The organism is Streptomyces sp. SCSIO 30461 (assembly GCF_037023745.1).
Classification (GTDB): Bacteria; Actinomycetota; Actinomycetes; order Streptomycetales; family Streptomycetaceae; genus Streptomyces.
In genome coordinates this window covers 436,294-456,830 of record NZ_CP146101.1, presented here as the reverse complement: position 1 = coordinate 456,830, position 20,537 = coordinate 436,294, and the positions used below count along the sequence as shown (strand labels likewise).

Annotated in this window: 16 protein-coding genes, 4 tRNA genes and 2 pseudogenes; 10 read left to right on the top strand and 12 right to left on the bottom strand. The window is 69.0% G+C overall.

What is annotated here, in order from left to right:
• Positions 1-314 precede the first annotated feature (314 nt).
• Positions 315-1,619, bottom strand: a complete 1,305-nt coding sequence (locus tag V1460_RS02175) for a DUF3631 domain-containing protein (RefSeq protein WP_338671776.1) — start codon at positions 1,617-1,619, stop codon at positions 315-317.
• 233 nt (positions 1,620-1,852) lie between these two features.
• Entirely contained in the window at positions 1,853-2,068 is a 216-nt protein-coding gene (locus tag V1460_RS02170) for a hypothetical protein (RefSeq protein WP_407077586.1), read from the bottom strand.
• Between the two features lie 109 nt (positions 2,069-2,177).
• Between V1460_RS02170 and V1460_RS02165 the strand changes: the two genes are divergently transcribed.
• From V1460_RS02165 to V1460_RS02155, 3 genes are read left to right on the top strand one after another with little or no spacing between them, the layout of a single operon-like run.
• Entirely contained in the window at positions 2,178-2,861 is a 684-nt protein-coding gene (locus V1460_RS02165; protein ID WP_338671772.1) for a helix-turn-helix transcriptional regulator, read from the top strand.
• Positions 2,858-4,387, top strand: coding sequence for a tyrosine-type recombinase/integrase (xerC, locus tag V1460_RS02160; protein WP_338671770.1), 1,530 nt, complete (start codon positions 2,858-2,860; stop codon positions 4,385-4,387). The genes V1460_RS02165 and xerC overlap by 4 nt, the downstream gene beginning before the upstream one ends.
• Before the next feature lie 44 nt (positions 4,388-4,431).
• Complete coding sequence (locus tag V1460_RS02155) at positions 4,432-5,787, top strand: hypothetical protein (RefSeq protein ID WP_338671769.1); 1,356 nt, start codon at positions 4,432-4,434, stop codon at positions 5,785-5,787.
• Between the two features lie 142 nt (positions 5,788-5,929).
• On the opposite strand, the gene V1460_RS02150 is transcribed toward V1460_RS02155, so the two are convergent.
• The 6 genes from V1460_RS02150 to V1460_RS02125 form a co-directional block, all read right to left on the bottom strand.
• Positions 5,930-6,002 (bottom strand) — tRNA-Lys (locus V1460_RS02150).
• 245 nt (positions 6,003-6,247) lie between these two features.
• Entirely contained in the window at positions 6,248-8,386 is a 2,139-nt protein-coding gene (locus tag V1460_RS02145; protein WP_338671768.1) for a DEAD/DEAH box helicase, read from the bottom strand.
• Positions 8,387-8,622: 236 nt separating this feature from the next.
• Positions 8,623-9,273: a hypothetical protein gene (locus V1460_RS02140; protein ID WP_338671766.1), complete on the bottom strand. Its 651-nt coding sequence runs from the start codon at positions 9,271-9,273 to the stop codon at positions 8,623-8,625.
• Positions 9,274-9,389: 116 nt separating this feature from the next.
• Positions 9,390-9,764 carry a fluoride efflux transporter CrcB gene (crcB, locus tag V1460_RS02135; protein ID WP_338671764.1) on the bottom strand — a complete coding sequence of 125 codons (375 nt, stop codon included), beginning with the start codon at positions 9,762-9,764 and terminating at the stop codon, positions 9,390-9,392.
• Positions 9,761-10,273, bottom strand: coding sequence for a CrcB family protein (locus tag V1460_RS02130; RefSeq protein WP_338671763.1), 513 nt, complete (start codon positions 10,271-10,273; stop codon positions 9,761-9,763). Before V1460_RS02130 ends, crcB begins: the two co-directional genes overlap by 4 nt.
• Positions 10,270-10,365, bottom strand: a complete 96-nt coding sequence (locus V1460_RS02125; RefSeq protein WP_407077381.1) for a metallopeptidase family protein — start codon at positions 10,363-10,365, stop codon at positions 10,270-10,272. Before V1460_RS02125 ends, V1460_RS02130 begins: the two co-directional genes overlap by 4 nt.
• 41 nt (positions 10,366-10,406) lie before the next feature.
• On the opposite strand from V1460_RS02125, the gene V1460_RS02120 reads away from it, so the two are divergent.
• Positions 10,407-10,580 carry a hypothetical protein gene (locus tag V1460_RS02120; protein WP_338671762.1) on the top strand — a complete coding sequence of 58 codons (174 nt, stop codon included), beginning with the start codon at positions 10,407-10,409 and terminating at the stop codon, positions 10,578-10,580.
• Between the two features lie 11 nt (positions 10,581-10,591).
• On the top strand, positions 10,592-10,942 hold the full coding sequence (locus V1460_RS02115) for a metallopeptidase family protein (RefSeq protein ID WP_338671761.1): 351 nt from the start codon (positions 10,592-10,594) through the stop codon (positions 10,940-10,942).
• A gap of 13 nt (positions 10,943-10,955) precedes the next feature.
• On the opposite strand, the pseudogene V1460_RS02110 reads toward V1460_RS02115, so the two are convergent.
• Positions 10,956-11,295: pseudogene (locus tag V1460_RS02110) on the bottom strand (metallopeptidase family protein).
• 66 nt (positions 11,296-11,361) lie between these two features.
• Between V1460_RS02110 and V1460_RS02105 the strand changes: the two are divergent.
• The 4 genes from V1460_RS02105 (at position 11,362) to V1460_RS02090 (ending at position 13,334) form a co-directional block, all read left to right on the top strand.
• Positions 11,362-12,963 (top strand): metallophosphoesterase, encoded by a 1,602-nt coding sequence (locus tag V1460_RS02105; RefSeq protein WP_338671760.1) that lies wholly within the window; start codon positions 11,362-11,364, stop codon positions 12,961-12,963.
• Positions 12,964-13,044: 81 nt separating this feature from the next.
• Positions 13,045-13,117: transfer RNA gene (locus V1460_RS02100), tRNA-Glu, on the top strand.
• Positions 13,118-13,163: 46 nt separating this feature from the next.
• Positions 13,164-13,238: transfer RNA gene (locus tag V1460_RS02095), tRNA-Asp, on the top strand.
• A 22-nt stretch (positions 13,239-13,260) separates the two neighbouring features.
• Positions 13,261-13,334, top strand: a tRNA-Phe gene (locus V1460_RS02090).
• Positions 13,335-13,571: 237 nt separating this feature from the next.
• On the opposite strand, the pseudogene V1460_RS02085 reads toward V1460_RS02090, so the two are convergent.
• The 3 genes and pseudogenes from V1460_RS02085 to V1460_RS02075 form a co-directional block, all read right to left on the bottom strand.
• Positions 13,572-13,910 (bottom strand): annotated as a pseudogene (locus V1460_RS02085) (hypothetical protein); the annotation flags it as partial.
• Between the two features lie 678 nt (positions 13,911-14,588).
• Positions 14,589-15,443 carry a cytochrome c biogenesis CcdA family protein gene (locus V1460_RS02080; RefSeq protein ID WP_338671758.1) on the bottom strand — a complete coding sequence of 285 codons (855 nt, stop codon included), beginning with the start codon at positions 15,441-15,443 and terminating at the stop codon, positions 14,589-14,591.
• Positions 15,440-16,273 (bottom strand): DsbA family protein, encoded by an 834-nt coding sequence (locus tag V1460_RS02075; protein WP_338671756.1) that lies wholly within the window; start codon positions 16,271-16,273, stop codon positions 15,440-15,442. The genes V1460_RS02080 and V1460_RS02075 overlap by 4 nt, the downstream gene beginning before the upstream one ends.
• A gap of 191 nt (positions 16,274-16,464) precedes the next feature.
• On the opposite strand from V1460_RS02075, the gene hrpA reads away from it, so the two are divergent.
• Positions 16,465-20,463, top strand: coding sequence for an ATP-dependent RNA helicase HrpA (gene hrpA, locus V1460_RS02070; protein ID WP_338671755.1), 3,999 nt, complete (start codon positions 16,465-16,467; stop codon positions 20,461-20,463).
• The last annotated feature ends 74 nt before the right edge of the window (positions 20,464-20,537 follow it).

Here is a 20,537-nt window from a genome sequence, read left to right as displayed (position 1 = left end):
GCAGCGCCAGCGTCTTGTCCCGACTCGGGACAAGTAGTGGCAGCTCCCGGTCCGGGCTCTGTCCGGGGGCGGCTTGCCCCTGCCGGGACGGCTGCGTTACGGAAGCCGTCCCGGCGAGCAGGACTGTGACCTGCGGCGATACGGCGAGGACGCCTGGGACGGGGCAAGACGGATCTGGACGCTGTCTTTGGCTGGCTACACGTGCGGAGACGTTTGCGTTGCCGTCTTGCCCTCGGCTGCCGTCTTGCCGGTGTGTGCTCTGACCTGCGAGATCACGGCAGGGACGGCAAGTACGGCAAACCTGGGAGGTGGGGTCAGACTTCGCCGCGAGGAGCGTCGACCGGGTGGACGGTGGGGCAGTACCGCCGCCACGCGTCGAGGAACTTGTTGCGCGTGTAGCCCTTGCGCTGCGTCCGGTCGGCCATGCGCACGTTGCCGGGCCGGATGTCGTAGTCGCGCAGCATCGCGCTGAGTTCCCGGGATGTCAGGCCGTAGCGCCCTCGCTCTCCCCACGGGGCTTCGGCGTCGGCGTTCAGGTAGTGCAGGAGGTCCTCGGTGGAGAGGCTGTCCGCCTCCCGCTGGGCGAAGAAGACCCGCCGGATGTCGGCGAGGATGCGCGCCCCGCTGGGGTGGTCCTCCTCGGCCGCCACTTCGGCGGCGACCATCCGCGCGCACGCGATCCGCGCGATCCGTGGCCAGCGACCGCCGGCCAGGTCGGCGACGATCACCAGAGGCTCCCAGGTGTCGGCAGCCCGGTCCTCGACCGGCATCTCCGGCTCCAGGCTCGCGGCGTCCTCCAGCAGCGGGAGGGCCCAGGTACGGATGCGGTCGCGCAGCTCGCGCAGGGCCGGGATGTCCCGGCGGGAGCGGAAGGGCTTGACCTTCTCGCCCTCGGCCCGGCGCCGCATGCGGATCACCACCGACCGGTCCATGATCGTGTCCGGCAGATCCCCGATGCCCGCGATGGCCGCCATGGCGAAGGTGGCGAACTTGTGCGGGGTGTGGTCGTTGCCGACGACCCGTGTGACGTACCGGCCGCGCTGATGACCGGCGTTGAGAAGCCCGCGCGTCTCCTCGTTCTTCTCCGCGACCTTGGGGCCGAAGATGGTGTCGGCCTCGTCCACCAGCAGCGTCGGCGGCTCCTCCTCTTTGATCGAGCGGAAGATGGCCGCTGGTGTGGTGTTGATGGTGAGCATCGGCTCATGGACCGTCTCGGTCAGCACGTCCAGCAGCCGCGACTTCCCGCACCGCTTCGCCGGCCCCACCACCGCCAGCCGTGGGGCGTGCTGCCACGCGGGCTGGAGCTGCGTCGCCGCCACCCACAGGGTGATCGCGTCCAGCGCCTCGGATGAGGGCGGGATCACGAACTGGGCCATCTGAGAGCGCAGTTCGTCCAGCAGCTCCGAGCCCGGTGTCGGCTCCGCGTCGGGGATGGGCTCCAGGCCCCTCGCCGGATACGCCGCGCCGGCGCTGCCATCGGACGTACCGTCGATCAGGTCCGCTGCGGCACCGTCGGCCTGCGCGGGGCACAGGTGGGCCCCGGGCTGGCCGGGGACGGCTGTGGCGGGCCAGGCCGCCCGGGCAGAGGCGGAATAGGACTCGGGATTCTCGGGTTGCACTGGGCGGCTCCTCGTCTGGCGGTGTCGGGCTTGCACGCCCCTGCCGCCGGGTCGGTTCTCATGGGATTGCTGGGGAGTCTCAGGGCCTCCGGCGTTGCACCGCCGGAGGCTCTCCCCTTTCTCGCGGGAGTGTTGGCACCGCGAGCGACCACGGACAGTACGTCCACGCCGTGCCACAGTCCAGCGCTTCTGTGTCAGCCCAGCGCAGAACCGCCTGCTACCTTGCTTCGCCCTCACGCTGCCAGCCCCAACAGGTTCAGCAGATCCGCGGTCACCACGCGGTACGCCTTGCCCAGGCGCAGCACCTTGCACGGATACTCGCCCCGCTTGGCCAGCTCGTAGCCCTTGCTCCGCCCCAGACCCAGCGCGCGGTTGCCTGTGTCCAGGTCAACTGCGACAGGAAGGGCCAACAGCTCCTCGCGGCTCATCCCCTTCGACTCGTCGGCCATCGCGTCATCGCGCACGCAGCGCTCCTCTCGTCACAGCCCTCGGCGAACATGCGCATCACGTCCGGCTCCAGGCGTCTAGTAACCATCATGGGCGAGCTACTGTGTCTGCATGACACAACGCGGTTTGGATGATGAAGAGGACGACGACTTCCCGGAGTGGGTGGACCGGATCAAGGCCAACGTGGCCGGCGAAGTCCGGCGACGGAGGAAGGAGATGGGGTGGAGCGCACAGGAGCTGGCGGACCAGTGCGAGAGGCTCGGGCACCCGATCCCGCGCAACGTGATCGCCAACATGGAGTCCGGACGCCGGGCCAGCCTTCCGCTGGTGGACATCATGGTCCTCGCCGCCGCCCTGGAGACGTACCCGGTCTGCCTGATCTTCCCGGTCGGATACGTCGATCAGACCCAGGAACTCCCGTTCCAACGCCTCGTGCCCACCTGGGACGCCCTACGGCGCTTCACCGGCGAGCAGGAGGTGCCCGAATACGACGCGGGCTTGGTACCCGACTTCGAGCTTCACGCAAGCCTCGTGCGCACCGCGCTCGTCGCGCTCGAAGAGGAAGAACGGGCACGGTTCACCGCCAAGACGGCCACCAGCCGCGCCCAGCAGGAAGAAGCCGAGCGCAGGCGGACCGAATACGGCGACCAGGCCATCTCCGCCAAGTACAACCTCCGCCATCTCCGCCGGGACATCCGCGACGAGGGAGCCACCCCACCCGACCTGCCACCCGTACTGGGCGACGTCGACCCGCCCGCACCTGATACCGACACCACCCCGGAGGAACGCCTTTGAAGGGCTCCACCCACCGCCGCTGCTACTGCCGCGACCCCAGGACCGGCAAACCGCTCGGCAAGTCCTGCCCCAAGCTCACCAACCGTAAGCACGGCTCGTACTCCATACGCCAGGAACTCCCGCCCCGCGAGGACGGCACCCGCCGCTCCTTCAGCCGGGCTGGCTACGAAAGCCTCAAGGATGCGCAAGCCGACCTCGACCACGTCCGCGCGCTGATGAATCTCCCGGACGCCGAGGATCCGGACGACGTGGCACGACTCGTGTCCTTGCTTGAACAGGTCGCTGACGAGAAGACTCCCCTCCCCGACGTCGAGGAGACCCGCCGCCGCCTCAGGGCCGGTCTGGACCTCACAGGACGCCGGACCGTGGGCGAATGGCTTGACCAGTGGCTAGCGTCCAAGAAAACGCGCAAAACGACGACCAACGGCTACGCCTCCCATATCCGCGTCCATCTCAAGCCGCGCATCGGCCACATACGCCTCGACCGGCTCACCGTCGGCCACCTGGTGGAGATGTTCGACGCCATCGCCGACGCGAATGAGGTGGTCGAGGCCGAGAACCGTGCCCGTCTCGAACAGATCGCGCGGTGCAAGCCCAGCAAGCCAGGGCGCCCAGTCGCAGCCGAGCGGGCGCGGCTGGCCGTCGAGCGGGCGAAGCTCGCCGAGATGAAGCCGTTCCGGAAGCCGACAGGGCCGGCCACCCGGCAAAGCATCCGGCGGACGCTACGAGCGGCGCTGAACGCAGCGATCAGCCAGCAGCTCATCACGTTCAACCCGGCATCCCACGTCGAATTGGAGTCCGGCAAGCGGCCAAAGCCGCTGCTGTGGACCGAGCAGCGCGTCGCGCGATGGCGTGCCACCGGGGAGAAGCCCTCCGCCGTCATGGTGTGGACGCCGGAGCAGTTCGGCGCCTTCCTCGACGCGGCCGAGAGTGAGCGACTGTATGCGTTCTTCCATCTGTCGGGCACCCGCGGCCTTCGGCGGGGAGAAGCGGTCGGCCAGGACTGGGCCGACGTCGACCTGGACGCCGGGTTGATCACCCCAGCCAAGGAGATCGTGGTCGACGGCTGGGACCCCTACGAGTCCGCACCCAAGACCGACGGAAGCGCCACCACCATCGCCCTCGACAGCCTGAACGTGGCTGTCCTCCGCGAGCACCGCGAACGCCAGCTCAAGGAGAGGAAGAAATGGGGCACGGCGTGGAAGGACACCGGAAAGGTGTTCACCCAGGAGGACGGTTCCTGGCTCCACCCCGAAACCGTCTCGGAGACCTTCCGCCGCATCCTCGCGCGCACCGGCCTGCCGCCCATCACTCTTCGGGACCTGCGGCACGTCTCCGCGACCCTCACCCACGGCGGCGGGGGTGACCTCCACACGATCAAGGAGACGCTGCGCCACTCCACGATCACGTTGACCTCGGACACGTATACGAGCCTGCTCCCCGAGGTCGATAAAGCCGCAGCAGAAGCCGCGGCCAAGCTGGTACCTCGTGCCCGCAGGGCCGCCTCCGTAGGCCCTGCGACGTAGTAGCACCCGATGTGATCACGTTGACCTCGGACACGCACACGAGCATGCTCCCCGAGGTCGACCAGGCAGCCGCCGAAGCGGCGGCCCAGCTGGCGCCCCGCGCCCGCCAGGAGAAGACCGAGGAAACAACCAGGTTTCACCCTGCCGAAAAGCACCGCAAGATTGCTGTCGTGGAAAACGAGAGCAGGCTGTCCATAACGCTGATCACGATGGACCGCGCGGCGTCGTGCACGGTCTTCACCCGCTCGGATGGGAAGGAGGCCCGGCTTCCGCTGGACCCCTCCCCGTTCGAGGACACGAGCGTCGTGGCCAGACTGGACTTCAGCCCGGCTTTCGGGGCCCTCCTCGCTACCACCCTGACGGGCGACCAGATTCTCTTCGAGATGCCGCTGGAAGGGGCCGGTGATCAGCTGGCAGGACGGCTCGTCGTGTACCTCGACCAGAACCAGTGGAGCACGCTGAGCAACGCCTGCCACGACGAGCAGAAGAGCAGCGGGGAGAACCAGGCTGCTGGCCGAAAGCTCATGGAATGGGTTGAGCAACGCCGGATTGTCCTGCCTGCTTCTGCCGGCCACTACTACGAGACCGGCAAGCGGTTCAGCACGGACAAGCGCTACGACCTTGGGCTCACGGTCTTGCAGTACAGCCGGGGATGGCAGATGCGCGACCCCTTGCAGGTCCGGCGGAACGAGCTTCACGATGCCTTCTGCCACCGACTAGACCGACCCCGCAACGTACGCTCCGCTCCGGTCTTCACCCTCGACCCGGACGCCCTCTATTCGCCCACCCGGTGGACTGGCTCCGAGCTGCCGCGGACGTTGCCGAGCCAGTTGGCATTCCAGACCAAGGCATTGATCGCTGCCGCCTCTTCCATCGACACCATGCTCGACACCGAGCGGGTCGAGGAGGGGCCGGGCACCGGCTGGACGGCGGCGAGCCAACGGTTCAGTGACTGGCTGGACAAGCTGGATCAGGACTCGCAGCAGAAGCGGAGGGCCATCGACATCCACATCGTGAAGGATCTGCAGCAGGACCTTGCTGAGGAGGCGGCTGCGGCGGGGGTTTCGACAGAGCTGTTCCGGCAATGGGGCTTCAAGGGACTGGTGCGCGCCATCGGCGGGTCCCCGGCCGTCGGCCTCTTCCGGGAGATGCTCCACAGTCGGCACCTCAACAAGGGCACGACGTGGCGACCTAATGACCTGACGGACATGATCTACCTGTCCTGCGCAGCCGGGTACGCGGACTTCGTCGTCTGTGAGAAGCACATGCGCGATCCGTTGCAGCACGGCCTGAAGCGCATGGGGCGTTCGGCACAGGTCTACCGCCGGCTTGCCGACGCTGTAGCGGCCATCGAGGAGACTCTGGAAGCACCTTCCGTGCCCGTCGGCCCCGCGCAGTAGCGCTGGATGGGGCTCTGTCTCGGACCGTCCGCTCACGCATCGCTCACGCACGAGGCCGGGAACGACGGAGCGCCCCGACCGGCTGAGACCGATCGGGGCGCTCCGTAGCAGGTCAGAGAGGGTATCCCCTCCCTGCCAGCGGTAGGCCGTGTGGGACTCGAACCCACAACCAACGGATTAAAAGTCCGCTGCTCTGCCAATTGAGCTAACGGCCCTCGACGCGTCATCCATGAGCATAGCCGGACCGCGGCAAAGATCCGATCGGGTATCCGCTCCCGGGAGTCGCCGCAGGTGCCGGGGCGGGGGGAACAGCGGCCGGGTGGCTGAGAGCTCGTGCCGGTGACCCCTCGTCAGGGCCGCGTCCGCGCAACGCACGGACAAGGGTGCGAAACTACGGCGAAGGGCCCGGCGGCACCGTGTTCACGGTGCCGCCGGGCCCTCAGGCACATGGCCGCAGTTGTCAGCCGTTGCGCTTCCAGCGCGGCTTGTCCTCGCGGCGCCCGCCGCCGAACGAGCCGGAGCCGGAGCCGGAGCCGGAACCACGGTGGTGGTCGCGGTGGTCGTCACGGCGGCCGTACGGGCGGTCGTGGCCGGACGAGCGGAAGCCGCCGCCCGCGGGACGGTCGTCACGACGGTCGCGGTTGAACGGACGGTCGCCGCCCCGGTGGTCACGACGCTCGAAGGAGCGGCCGCCGCGGTCGTCACGGCGGAAGCCGCCGCCCGCGGGACGGTCGTCACGACGGTCGCGGTTGAACGGACGGTCGTTGTCCCGACGCTCGAACCGGTCGTTGTCACGGCGGAATCCACCGCGGTCGCCGTCACGGCGGTCGTCACGACGGTCACGGTTGAACGGACGGTCGTTGTCACGGCGGAATCCACCGCGGTCACCGTCACGACGGTCGTCACGACGGTCGCGGTTGAACGGACGGTCACCGTCACGGCGGTCACGGCGCTCGAAGTTGCCTCGGTCGTCGCGACGCTCACGGCGCTCGTAGGAGGGACGCTCGTCACGCGACTCGCGGAAGTCACGGGACTGGCGGGGCTCGCGCTCCTCGCGCTGCTCAGGCACCGAGGCCTGCGCGACCTCCGCCACGACCTCGGCCTGCGCCGCCTCCGTGACCTCGGCGACCGCCGCCTCCGGGTCCTCGCCACGCTCGCGTGCGGCTCGGGCCACCAGACGGTCGGCTTCCTCACGCAGCTCGCCCGCCCGCCGCTGGACGCGCTCCAGCTCCTTGGTGAGCCGGACGACCTCACGCTCAGCCTGCTTGGCGGAGTTGTTGGCGGAGTCCGCCTGGACCTCGGTCAGCGAGCGTGCGCCGGTGATCTCGGCGACCTCCGGGTCGAACGCACCGGCACCGCCGACGATGTGGCGCGAGGCGTCCACACCCGCGTCCTCCATCAGCCGGAAGATCTGCCGGCGCTGGTGCGGCAGCGCCAGCGAGACGACCGTGCCGGACTGACCGGCGCGGGCGGTACGGCCGGAGCGGTGCAGATAGTCCTTGTGGTCACCGGCCGGGTCCACGTTCAGCACCAGGTCGATGCCGTCGACGTGGATACCGCGGGCGGCGACATCGGTCGCGACCAGGACGTTGACGTAACCGTCCTTGAAGTCGGCCAGGGTGCGGGTACGCGCGCCCTGGGTCATGCCGCCGTGCAGAGCGTCGGCGCGCACGCCCGCCTCGACCAGCTGCTCGGCGACCCGGTCGGCACCGAGCTGGGTGCGGACGAAGATGATGGTGCGGCCCTTGCGGGCGGCGATCGCGGCGGTGACCGGCGCCTTGTCCTTCGGCTTCACGACGAGGACGTGGTGCGTCATGGTCGTGACGGCGCCCTGGGCGGCGTCGACCTCGTGGCTGACCGGGTCGACCAGGTAGCGGTCCACCAGGGTGCCGATCTCGTCCTCGAGCGTCGCGGAGAACAGCATCCGCTGGCCGCCGGTCGGGACCTGGTCGAGCAGCTCGGTCACCTCGGGCAAGAAGCCCAGGTCGGCCATCTGGTCGGCCTCGTCGAGCACGGCGACCTGGACCTGCTCCAGCGAGCACGCGCCGCGGTTGATGACATCCCGCAGCCGGCCCGGAGTGGCGACGAGGATGTCCACGCCGCGCTCGAGAGCGTAGATCTGGTTGCCCATGGACGTACCGCCGCAGACGACCTTCATCTTCAGGCCGAGAACGTCGCCGTACGGCTGGAGCGCGTCGGCGACCTGCATGGCGAGCTCACGGGTCGGTGTGAGGATGACGCCGCGGGGCTTCTTCTTGTCGGTGTGGCCGCCCGCCAGGGTGGCCAGCAGCGGCAGGCCGAAGGAGAGGGTCTTTCCGGAGCCGGTACGGCCACGGCCCAGGATGTCCTTGCCGGCCAGGGCGTCCGGGATGGTCGCGGCCTGAATCGGGAACGGGACGGTCACACCGTTCTGAGCGAGCTTGCGGACCACGCCGTCAGGCAGGCCCAGGTCGCCGAAGGTCACCTCGGGAGCATCGGCCTCGGCGTCTGCAGCCGCGTTGTCGGCGGCAGCGTCGCTCTCGTCCTGGTTCTCGATTGCCAGGTCGAGCTCAAGCTCGTTCTCGGGCAGGACGGCGCGGTCAGAACTGGAAATGGACATGCGAAATGCGAAACCTTCCGGAGTCTCGGCACGCGCCCAAACTCCGTGATTCGCAATTCGACCGCCTCAATGCGGTCAGCCACGGCAAGGGAGAGTACGCGCCACACGCGGCGCGCTTCTGTGGTGGCGCCGGGCAAATGGGATCAAACGATCTACCACCATACGCACCTCCCCCCTCCCAAGGCAAACCAGCAGGATGCGGCGCTCATCACACCCGCTGTCGCGGCTACCCCGCATCACTCGGCCGCGCCGCTCCCTCCCTCCGGATCCGCGTACGGATCCGCATAAGGCCCGTCCGACCAGGCGTCGGACGATTCACGCAGCTTGCCCAGCTGCGTCTCGGACGCCGGCGTCTCGGTCGGCGGTTCCGTCGGTGGCTGCTCCGTCGGGTCGGGGTCCGTATCGGGCGGAGTCGGTTCCGCGGGCGGAGTCGGCTCTCCCGCCGAGGGCGTCGGATCCGCCGGTGGGTCCGGCCGGACGGATGGCGCGCCGGTGGGCCCCTGCGGACCGGTCGGCCGGGACGGGACCGCACCGCTCCCGCTGCCGTCCCTGCCTCCGCCCGCAACGGGCGGACGCGTGGCAGGCGCCGTCGCTGACGCGCTCGGGCCCTCGTCAGCGACGGCGCCCGCCACGTCCCTGCTCTCGTGCCGGTGGCCCGCGCTCTCGGAGTGCGCGGTGCCGCCGCCCATGCCCGTACGGGAACGTCCGCCACCGGATCCGGCGCCCCCGCCGTCCGGTTCGGCATCGGCACCACGCGGCTGGGGCCCGTCCGACGGCGCGGCCGCTCCACCGCCATCACCCACGCTGACGCACCCCGCGGTGGTGGCCGCGGCGAGAGCGGTGACGAGCCATACGGCACAACGGCCAGGAGCGGACAACCGGCGCATGGGCGGCACCTCCGGGACATGAGAGCGCAGTCGCCCTGCCCAACTCCCTCCGCCCCATGGGAGACACGCCCCCCCACCGGGCCCGCCCCGCGCACCCGCCGCCCGACGCCCGCGGCCTACCGCCCCAGCCCACCTACCAAGCCCGCCCCCAGCGCCACCGCCCCCAGCCCGACCAGCAGCGACACACCCGCGTTCGCCGCCGCCCAGCGCGCTCGTCCGTGCTCGACCAGCCGGAGCGTCTCGTACGAGAAGGTCGAATACGTCGTCAGCACCCCGCAGAACCCGGTACCGAGCATCGCGTACAGACCGGACGAGCGCCCCTCGCCGGCCGACACCCCGGCCACCAGGCCCAGCACCAGGCTCCCGGCGATGTTCACCGCCAGCGTCCCCCAGGGGAACTCCGAGCCATACCACGCCTGCAGCGCACGATCCGTCAGATAGCGCAGTGGCGCCCCGAAGGCAGCGCCGACCACCACCAGCAGCCAGTTCACGGCGCCTCCGCCGCGATCCGCGCCCCCAGCGCCTTGCGCGTCAGCACGGCCGCCAGCCACACCGCGCCCAGCGCCCCGACCAGGGTGGCGAAGGTGTATCCGGCGGCCATGGCGAATTTCTGACGGTCCGCCAGTGTCGCGATGTCCAGGGCATAACTGGAGAACGTGGTGTAGCCGCCGAGCACCCCGACCCCCAGGAACGGCCTCGCCAGCGACCAGGTGATCACCTTGTGCTCGCTGACAAGCACCATCACTACGCCGATGAGCGCGCACCCCGACACATTCACGGTGAGCGTCGCCCAGGGGGACGCCCACGCGAGCGACACGCCGTAGCGGACGCACGCCCCGATGACCCCGCCCGCCGAAACGGCCGCAAGAACCTTCCATTTCCTCGCGCCGGCCGTCTCGGCACGCTGCTCAGGCCAGTGCAGATCGATATCGGGGTCGACCGGCTCGTCGGGCCCGGGATCGCGGCGCGGACCGGATCCGGGATCAGGTCCGGGGCTCATCCGTACCCCAGCGCGTGCAGCCGTTCGTCGTCGATACCGAAATGGTGGGCGGTCTCATGCACGCAGGAACACCCGTCAGACACCTCCACCATCAAGAGATGGGGGTCGGTCTGCGGGGATAGGGGAAGTCTGCATGTCACCACGGGAGCCATTCTCGCGCGCGATCTCTCCGCTGCGCGCGATCCCGTACCTGCGGATCTCGGACCTCACCGACACGTCCACGTCCGTCCCTCGCCAGGAGAAGGCCGGCCGCACCAAGGCGGAAGACCTGGGCCAGTGCCGCCCCGTGAATCGCCGCCGTCCGTGACAATGGGCCCTGTGCTGGAGATGTCGCGGGAAACATTCGAAGAACTGGTGAGCCAGGCCCTGGACACGATCCCCCCGGAGCTGACGCGGGTCATGGACAACGTGGCCGTGTTCGTGGAGGACGAACCCGACCCGTCCGACCCGGAGCTACTGGGGCTGTACGAGGGAACACCCCTCACAGAACGCGGGGAGTGGTACGCGGGCGTGCTCCCCGACCGCATTTCCATCTACATGGGCCCGACACTCCGCTACTGCGAGACCCCGGACGATGTCGTGCACGAAGTTGCCGTGACGGTCGTCCATGAGGTTGCCCATCACTTCGGCATCGATGACGAGCGGCTCCACGAGCTGGGCTGGGGCTAGGAACACGCTTCGGTCAGCAGAGCGGGTGAACCTGCTCCCGAAGAGGTGTACGGCGTACATCGTGCGCCACGGTGATCTCGGTCTCGGCCACCTCGTCCTCCCGCGACTCGCACATCCGCAGGGTCGGCCCCCGGTAGATGGAAATCCGGTCGGGGAGCACGCCCGCGTACCACTCGCCGCGAGTCGGTCAACGGGGTGCCCTCGTAGAGCCCGAGCAGCTCCGGGTCATCGGCGGGCGGTTCGTACCCGACGAACACCGCGACGTTGTCCATGAGCCGCGTCAGCTCCGGCGGAATCCGGTCCAGGGCCTGGCTCACCAGTTCTTCGAATGTTTCCCGCGTCATCTCCAGCACCCGGCCGCAGCCGGTGCGTGCGCGGCGCGCGGCATACCCGGCCCGGCACCTGGGCATACGGGACCAATGGCTCGCGCTAGTGAACGGCTCCGCGCCTTCCTCACCGGCATTCCGCGCCCGTACCCGCTCAGGAAGCACGGCGGGAAGCACCGCGGGACCCACCAGGGGAAGCGCCTCCGCACCGATCCACCCGGCCTCCTCGCCGCCGAGGCTGCGTCCCACTCGCATCGCCACCCCTGTGCCCGCGCCGTCGGCCTGATCGCGCTGGTCCTCGTCGGTGCCTGGCTGGGACTGCTGATCGTCGGGTCGGTCCGGACGCCCGTGGGCCCGATGGACACGACCATGACCCTGCGTCCGTCCCTGTCCGGCGGCACGAAGATCAACGTCTCACCGTTGGGGGCTCTGGAGTTGGACTCCCACTCGGCGCCCATCCGCCTCGATGTCGACGTGGACCGGCTGGACCCGGTGCGGTCCCAGGCCCTGGTCAAACACCCCGAGCGACTGTCGGGCCTCCAGCAGGAGGTCTCCCAGGACGTCAGGGACGGCACCCGTGAGCTGGCGTGGCGCTCCTGTGTCGCCGTCGTGTCCGGCGCCACCGCCCTCGGCCTGGCCGTGTACCGCCGCCCGCGCCGCGCGCTCGCGGCGGGCGGTCTCGCGCTGGCGCTGCTCGCGGCCTCCGGAATCGGCACGTACGCCACGTGGAATCCGAATTCGGTTCTCGAGCCGAAGTTCTCCGGGCTGCTGAGCAGCGCGCCGTCCGTGGTCGGCAACGCACGGTCGATCGTGACCGAGTTCGACGTCTACCAGAAGGAGTTGGCCCGGCTGGTCACCAACGTGACCAAGCTGTACGACGCGACCTCCACGCTGCCTGTCTACCAGCCGGACCCCGCCACGGTCCGGGTGCTGCATGTCTCCGACATCCACCTCAACCCCGCGGCCTGGCACATCATCGGTTCACTGGTGGAGCAGTACCGGATCGATGTGATCATCGACTCCGGCGACACGATGGACCACGGAAGCACCGCCGAGAACAGCTTCCTGGACGCGATTCCCGATCTCGGGGCGCCCTACGTCTGGGTACGCGGCAACCACGACTCGCCCGCCACCCAGCGCTATCTCCAAGGCCTGGAGAACGTGCATGTGCTCGACGAGGGCCGCGCGGTCACCGTCGGCGGGCTGCGCGTGGCCGGGACGGGCGACCCCCAGTTCACCCCGGACCGTACGACGGTGCCGGGCGGCGACCCCGCCGAGCGCATGGCCGGCATCCGCCTCGCATCCGCGCTGCGCGATCAGCGGCGGGCGGGCACACCCGTCGACATCGCGGTCGCCCACAACCCGGTCGCTGCACGCGAGACCGACGGCGTGGTGCCGCTCGCGCTAGCCGGCCACGTCCACCACCGCGAGAACGAACGGCTCCCCCTCGGCACCCGGCTCAAGATCGAGGGCTCCACGGGCGGTGGGGGTCTGCGCGCGGTCCAGAACGACGAGCCTGAGAAGGTGCGCGCATCCGTCCTCTACCTCGACCGCGCCACTCGCGGCCTCCAGGCCTGGGACGAGATCACTCTGGGCGGTCTCGGCCTGACGACAGCCGAGGTCAGCCGCCATCTGGCGACCACCGCACCCCCGGGATCCGGGCCCTCGGCACCCCCGAGCGCACCTGCACCGTAAACCGTTTTGGCGATAGCTCCCCGCATCCCATATGCTTCTCACGTCCCCGACACGCTGCGAAGCGCACACGGCGGGCCTTTAGCCCTCATCGTCTAGTGGCCCAGGACGCCGCCCTTTCAAGGCGGTAGCACGGGTTCGAATCCCGTTGGGGGCACGCACAACCGTGTGCGAGACTGGTTCTCGCACAATGCATGACCTCTGGTCCTGTGGAGCAGTTTGGAGTGCTCGCCACCCTGTCAAGGTGGAGGCCGCGGGTTCAAATCCCGTCAGGACCGCTGCGACTCGTCAGAGTCGCGTGGCTGGGTAGCTCAGTTGGTACGAGCGTCCGCCTGAAAAGCGGAAGGTCGCCGGTTCGACCCCGGCCCCAGCCACCGCAGCCCTCCACTGGGCAGACAGTCCCACCGAAGATCATTCGGTGGGGCTGTTCTCGTGTTGGTCTGCCGGAGGATGTGCGGTGGCACTCCGAGATCGAGCAGCAGCGAGACAGCCGAGCGCCGAAGGCCACGAAACCGGGCCTCCAAGCCGACCCGCTTCCACAGCGGGTACCAACTCCCCTGGGGTTGTCCGGCACCGGGCTCCTGTGGGGCACTGGATGATCTTCGCCGAGTTCACCGCCATGGAATGACGACGCAGCTTAAGGGCTTGCAGATCATTAAATACGTTGTCTTGATCTTGCCTTCGGGATCGCTGTTCTGGGCGAGGATCCGGGCCTGGAGGGGTCCGAGGGCAGCGGGTGGGGTGGTCGCCGTCGGGATGACGATGCCGTGCGCTTCGAGCAGTTTCCTGATCTTCAGCAGGGTGCGGTGCATGGCGGTGCGGCTGCTGTCGAAGAGTACGGCGAGGGGTTCCGCGGCCAGGGCGAGGTGGAGGTGGAGGTGGAGGTGGAGCACGGTGGCCAGGACCTGATCGGGGAAGGAGAGCCGGGGCGGGCGGCCACGCCGGTCGTCCTCGCACCGCTTCACTCGACGGGCCGCCCAGGAACACATGGGCCCCAGAAGCATCGCGACCACGGCATAAATAATGGCCTTGGACTGGCCAAGCGCCTGCCAGACCGACACGCCTACGGCGACAGCCGCAATCACACCTCCGACGCCCGCCGCATCGCTCGACCTCTTCCAGCCCGAACCTCTCCGCGGTGCCTTCACTGTGCGCACCCCCTGTCGCTGATGGCGCAATAGGTGCAGGCCCTTGGGCGATGGCCACTTTCTACAGCGAAACGCGAATCTCCCAGGATCGGAACCGAAAGAGATCTCTGGCATATGTCGCGAGCCTGACTGCCCGTAACTACCCAGCACCGCAACGCTGGTAAACCGGAAGGTTCACAGCGGATCGGGAGCGCGCCCCGTCCTGGTACCTGCGAGCGCACTGCCGGCCACCACCGCTCACCGCGGTCCGCGTCTCGCCGGAGAAAGCCTGCACGCGGTCAACTGGGCGTCGTCGAACCGGTCGACGACGGCAGCTGCCTTCTGTACCTGGCGGCGCCGAGACCCCCGTGACCTCGCATGGATGATCACCTCGGTCGACGCCGATCTCAGCCTCGCCGACGCACCGCCCGGACTCGCCGACGCCTTGCGGGCCCACGCCGCCCGCTGCCTCGACGCCGTACCCGACTCATGATCACGGCCTCAGGCACTCGGCCTGGTGGGTCGTGCGGCGGCTCGGCCGCGCCGCCAGGTCCGCATGGCGGGGACGGCCCCGGCGGCCATGGCCGCGACGGACACCAGGGCCCAGTCGGGGACCGCCCGCCCGACACCGACCACCCGATGCTCCAGCGCGTACGACATGTCGACCGGCAGCGGCCCGGACAGCGCGGTGGTCCCATCGAATACGAGGAAGAGGACACCCAAGGTGATGAAGAAAAGCCCGGACAGCACGGATGCAGTGTGCAACTCGAAGCGGCCGGCGGCGAGACGGACCACACGGCCACGCAGCCAGCCGCGCTTGCCGAGGCGGCAGCGCTCCCACAGCAGCGCGAGCACGAACAGGGGTACGGCCATGCCGAGGGCGTAGACGGCGAGCAGAAAGCCCCCGTAGGCGGGGCTGCCGGTCAGCGCGGCCACCGTCAGGACGCTCCCGAGGATCGGGCCCGCACAGAAGCCCGCGAGTCCGTAGACCAGGCCGAGCGCGTAGACGGACACGGCGGTCGTGGGTCGGATACGGCCGCCGGCCTCGGCGAGTCGGCGCGGCGCGAAGCCCCGGCCCAGGACCTGGGCCACGCCGAGCGCGATGATCAGCCAACCCCCGGTCGCGACCAGCAGGTCGCGGTGCCCGTAGAAGAGCCGCCCGGCGAACGAACCCGCGGCACCGAGCGGCACCAGTGTGGTCGCCAGCCCCGCGTAGAAGACGCCGGTACGGGCGACGAGCCGGGTCGTGGAGTCGATCGAGTACGCGAAGAACGCGGGAAGCAGGAGGGCGCTGCACGGACTGAGCAGCGCGAGCAGACCGCCGGCGAAGGCGGCGAGATAGCCGATGCCGGTCATCGAGCGGAGTCCTGCCGTGCGGCCCCCGGCGTCGTGGTCGGGCCCGGAGAGGCTGAGCGCGCCGCGAACGGGCTCGTGGCGGCAGGGCCGGGGCCGTCCGGGCCCGCCGCCATCCCTGGGTCGGCGGACTCCCGCGCCGTCTCGATCAGCTCCACGAAGGTGGCCTCCGACTGCGCCCCGGCGATCGGGCGCCCATTGACCAGGAACGACGGCGTGGAGGTCGCACCCAGCGCATAGGCCTCCTCCTCGTCCCTCGCCACCGCCTGCCGGGCCGTCCGGCTGTCCGCGTCGCCCGCGAAGCGGCCCAGATCCTCCACCCCCGCCTGCCGGGCGAGCTCCCGCAGCCGCTCGGTGCCGAAGCCCTTCTCGCTGCCGCCCGTGGCGTACACCGCGTCGTGGAACTGCCAGAACCGGCCCTGTCGCCCCGCCGCCCATGAGGCACGCGCCGCGGTCTGCGACTCATCGCCGAAGACCGGGAAGTTGCGCCACTCGATGCGCAGGATGCCCTCGTCGACATACCTCTTCACCAGGGCCGGCTGGGTGTCACGGGCGAACTTGGCGCAGTAGCCGCACTTGAAGTCGGCGTACTCGATCATCACGACTGGCGCGTCCGCCCGGCCGATCGCCATGGGGTCGCCGGGGGCGCGCCTGGCGAGCTTCTCCAGCTCCGGGTAGACCCCGGACTCGGGCGCGGTGGACTCGGCCGCGACGTCGCCTGAGCTCGCCGCCGGTTCGGAGCGGGTAGTGGCGGTGTACGAGACGACACCCAGCACCACCGCGATCGCGGCAACCCCGGCACCGAGCACGAAGGGCTTGAGGGAATCGGGCATGCGACGGAGTTCCTCCGTGTCCGGTCGAATTTGTCCGGTTAAGCCGATTTCATCCAGTTGCATCCGGATTGATGTGATCGTCATCGTACGGGGCCGAACCCGTCGGGCCCGGCAGCCACCCGGGCGACGCCGGGAATCAGTCGGAAATGGGTTCGCCACTCCGTTCGCACGGGTGCGATCCTGGATTCCGTATGTCTACTTCCTTTGCCGATCTCCAGACCCAGCTGGCCGAGATCTCGCTGCGTGACGCGCACCGGCTCGGGCGGCGCCTCGAAGGCACCCGCCGTATCCGCAAGCCCGAAGCCCGTCAGGCGGTGCTGGACGAGATCGCGGCGGAGGCCGCCACGGCCGCCGCCCGTTCCGCCGAGCGTGCGGCACGGGTACCCGGTGTGAGCTACCCCGAACAGCTCCCGGTGAGTCAGAAGAAGGACGAGATCCTCGAGGCGATACGGGACCACCAGGTCGTGATCGTCGCGGGTGAGACCGGTTCCGGGAAGACCACCCAGATCCCCAAGATCTGCCTGGAGCTCGGCCGTGGTGTGCGCGGCATGATCGGGCACACCCAGCCCCGCCGGATCGCGGCTCGTACGGTCGCCGAGCGGGTCGCCTACGAGCTGCGCAGCCCGCTCGGTGAAGCGGTGGGCTGGAAGGTCAGATTCACCGACCAGGTGAATCCGGACGCCACCTTCGTGAAGCTGATGACGGACGGCATCCTGCTTGCGGAGATCCAGACGGACCGCGAGCTGCGCGCCTACGACACGATCATCATCGATGAGGCCCATGAGCGGTCCCTCAACATCGACTTCCTGCTCGGCTATCTGGCCCAGCTGCTGCCGAAGCGCCCCGACCTCAAGGTGGTCATCACCTCGGCGACCATCGACCCCGAGCGCTTCTCGCGGCACTTCGGGGACGCCCCGATCGTGGAGGTCAGCGGGCGTACCTACCCGGTGGAGGTGCGCTACCGCCCGCTCCTCGAAGAGGACTCCGAGGATTCCGACCGGGACCAGATCACCGCGATCTGCGACGCGGTCGACGAACTCCAGAAGGAAGGGCCGGGCGACATCCTGGTCTTCCTGTCCGGCGAGCGGGAGATCCGCGACACCGCGGAAGCGCTGAACAAGAAGAACATGCGCTTCACCGAGGTGCTCCCGCTCTACGCCCGGCTCTCGCACGCCGAACAGCACCGCGTCTTCCAGCCGCACAGCGGTCGCCGTGTCGTCCTCGCCACGAACGTCGCGGAGACCTCACTGACGGTCCCCGGCATCAAGTACGTGATCGACCCGGGCACCGCGCGCATCTCCCGCTACAGCCATCGCACCAAGGTCCAGCGGCTGCCCATCGAGGCTGTCAGCCAGGCCAGCGCCAACCAGCGCAAGGGCCGCTGCGGCCGGACGTCCGACGGCGTCTGCATCCGCCTGTACAGCGAGGACGACTTTCTGTCCCGACCCGAGTTCACGGACGCCGAGATCCTCCGTACCAACCTGGCGTCCGTCATCCTCCAGATGACCGCGGCCGGGCTCGGCGACATCGAGAAGTTCCCCTTCATCGACCCTCCGGACCACCGCAACATCCGCGACGGTGTGCAGCTCCTCCAGGAGCTGGGCGCGCTGAACCCAGGGGAAAAGGACCCGAAGAAGCGGCTGACGCAGCTGGGCCGCAAGCTGGCGCAGCTGCCGGTCGACCCCCGGCTGGCCCGGATGGTCATCGAAGCCGACAAGAACGGCTGTGTCCGCGAGGTCATGGTCATCGCCGCCGCGCTGTCCATCCAGGACCCGCGCGAGCGGCCCTCGGACAAGCAGGCGCAGGCCGACCAGCAGCACGCCCGCTTCAAGGACGAGACCAGCGACTTCCTCGCCCTCCTCAACCTCTGGCGCTATGTGCGCGAGCAGCAGAAGGAGCGCGGTTCGTCCAGCTTCCGCAGGATGTGCAAGCAGGAATACCTGAACTTCCTGCGGATCCGCGAGTGGCAGGACATCTACGCCCAGCTGCGTACGGTCGCCAAGCAGATGGGCCTCCATCTGGATGAGCCTTCGGCGGGCAGTACCGCCCCGGACCAGGCCGTGCATGTCTCGCTGCTCGCCGGACTCCTCTCCCATGTCGGAATGAAGGACATCAAGGAGAGCACAGGTCGGGACGGCGGGAAGAGCACGGCGAAGAACGAGTACCTGGGAGCACGCGGCGCCAAGTTCGCCGTCTTCCCCGGTTCCGCGCTCTTCAGGAAACCGCCGCGTTTCGTGATGTCAGCCGAACTGGTCGAGACCTCGCGCCTGTGGGCCCGGGTCAATGCGAAGATCGAGCCCGAGTGGATCGAGCCGCTCGCCGGGCATCTGGTCAAGCGCACCTACAGCGAGCCGCACTGGGAGAAGGACCAGGCGGCGGTGATGGCCTACGAGAAGGTCACGCTGTACGGCGTGCCGATCGTCGCCCAGCGCAAGGTGAACTACGGCCGGATCGACCCGGAGACGAGCCGGGAGCTGTTCATCCGCCATGCCCTGGTCGAGGGCGACTGGCGTACGCACCACAAGTTCTACGCGGACAACCGCAAGCTCCTCACCGAGGTGGAGGAGCTCGAGCACCGGGCTCGCCGCCGGGACATCCTCGTGGACGACGAGACGCTGTTCGATTTCTACGACCAGCGGGTGCCCGAGCATGTGGTGTCCGGGGCCCACTTCGACTCCTGGTGGAAGCACAAGCGCCGTGAGCAACCGGAGCTGCTCGACTTCGAGCGCGAGATGCTCATCAACGAGAAGGCCGGGGCGGTCACCAAGGACGACTATCCGGACTCGTGGCGACAGGGAGCGCTGAAGTTCCGGGTCACCTACCGGTTCGAACCGGGAACGGATACCGGGCATCCGCAGCGGAGCGAGGGGAATGACGGCGTCACCGTCCACATCCCGCTCCAGGTGCTCAACCAGGTGACGGACGAGGGCTTCGACTGGCAGATCCCGGGACTGCGCGAGGAAGTCGTCACCGAACTGATCCGTTCGCTGCCCAAGCCGATCCGCCGCCACTACGTGCCCGCTCCGAACTACGCGAGGGCCTTCCTGGAGAAGGCCGTTCCCCTGCAGGAGCCGCTGCCGGTGACGATGGCACGGGAGCTCCAGCGCATGGTTGGCGTGCCGGTGACAGCCGACGACTTCGAGATCGCCAAGGTCCCGGACCATCTGAAGATCACCTTCCGGATCGTCGACGAACGCCGCCGCAGCCTCGCCGAGGACAAGGATCTGGAATCCCTGCGGCTGCGGCTCAAGCCCAAGGCCCGGCAGGCCCTCTCCCAGGCGGCGGCGGCCACGGCGGAGCGGTCCGGGGGCGCCTCGATCGAGCGCTCCGGTCTGAAGGACTGGACGATCGGGACCCTCCCGAAGATCTTCGAAACCCGCCGCGCCGGCCAGCCCGTCAAGGCATACCCGGCTCTGGTGGACTCCGGTGAGAGCGTCTCCGTGCGCCTCTTCGACACCGAGGCCGAGCAGAAGCAGGCGATGTGGCAGGGCACTCGCCGGCTGATCATGCTGAACATCCCGGTCAATCCGGCGAAGTTCGCGTCCGAGCGGCTGACGAACCAGCAGAAGCTCGCCCTCTCGCGCAATCCGCACGGCTCCATCCAGGCGCTGTTCGACGACTGCGCCGCGGCTGCCGCGGACCGGTTGATCGCCGAACACGGCGGTCCGGCCTGGGACGAGGAGGCGTTCCGCAAACTGTTCGACAAGGTGCGTGCCGACCTCGTGGACACCACTGTGCGGACCGTCGACCAGGTGGGGCAGATCCTGGCCGCCTGGCAGGCCTGTGAGCGCCGTCTCAAAGCCACCAACAGCCTGGTGCTGATCAACAACGTCCAGGACGTACGGGAGCAGCTGGCGGCCCTGATGCCCGCGGGCTTCGTCACCCGCACGGGGCTGCGGCGGCTGGGCGACCTGATGCGCTATCTGGTGGCGGTGGATCGCCGGCTCCAGCAGATGCCGACGTCCGTGCAGCGCGACACCACGCGGATGCAGAAGATCCGCGAGATGCGGGACGAGTACGCCTGGCTGCTGGAGCAGCTGCCCAAGGGGCGACCGGTACCCCAGGAAGTGCTGGACATCCGCTGGATGATCGAGGAGCTGCGGGTGAGCTACTTCGCGCATGCGCTCGGCACCGCGCACCCGGTCTCGGACAAACGGATCATCAAGGCGATCGACGCCGCTGCGCCGTGACATCGCCGTCGCCATCAGTGAGTTCGACCTGACCCTCTGACCTGCTGTACAGTCTCTCTCGCAGCCAAGGAACG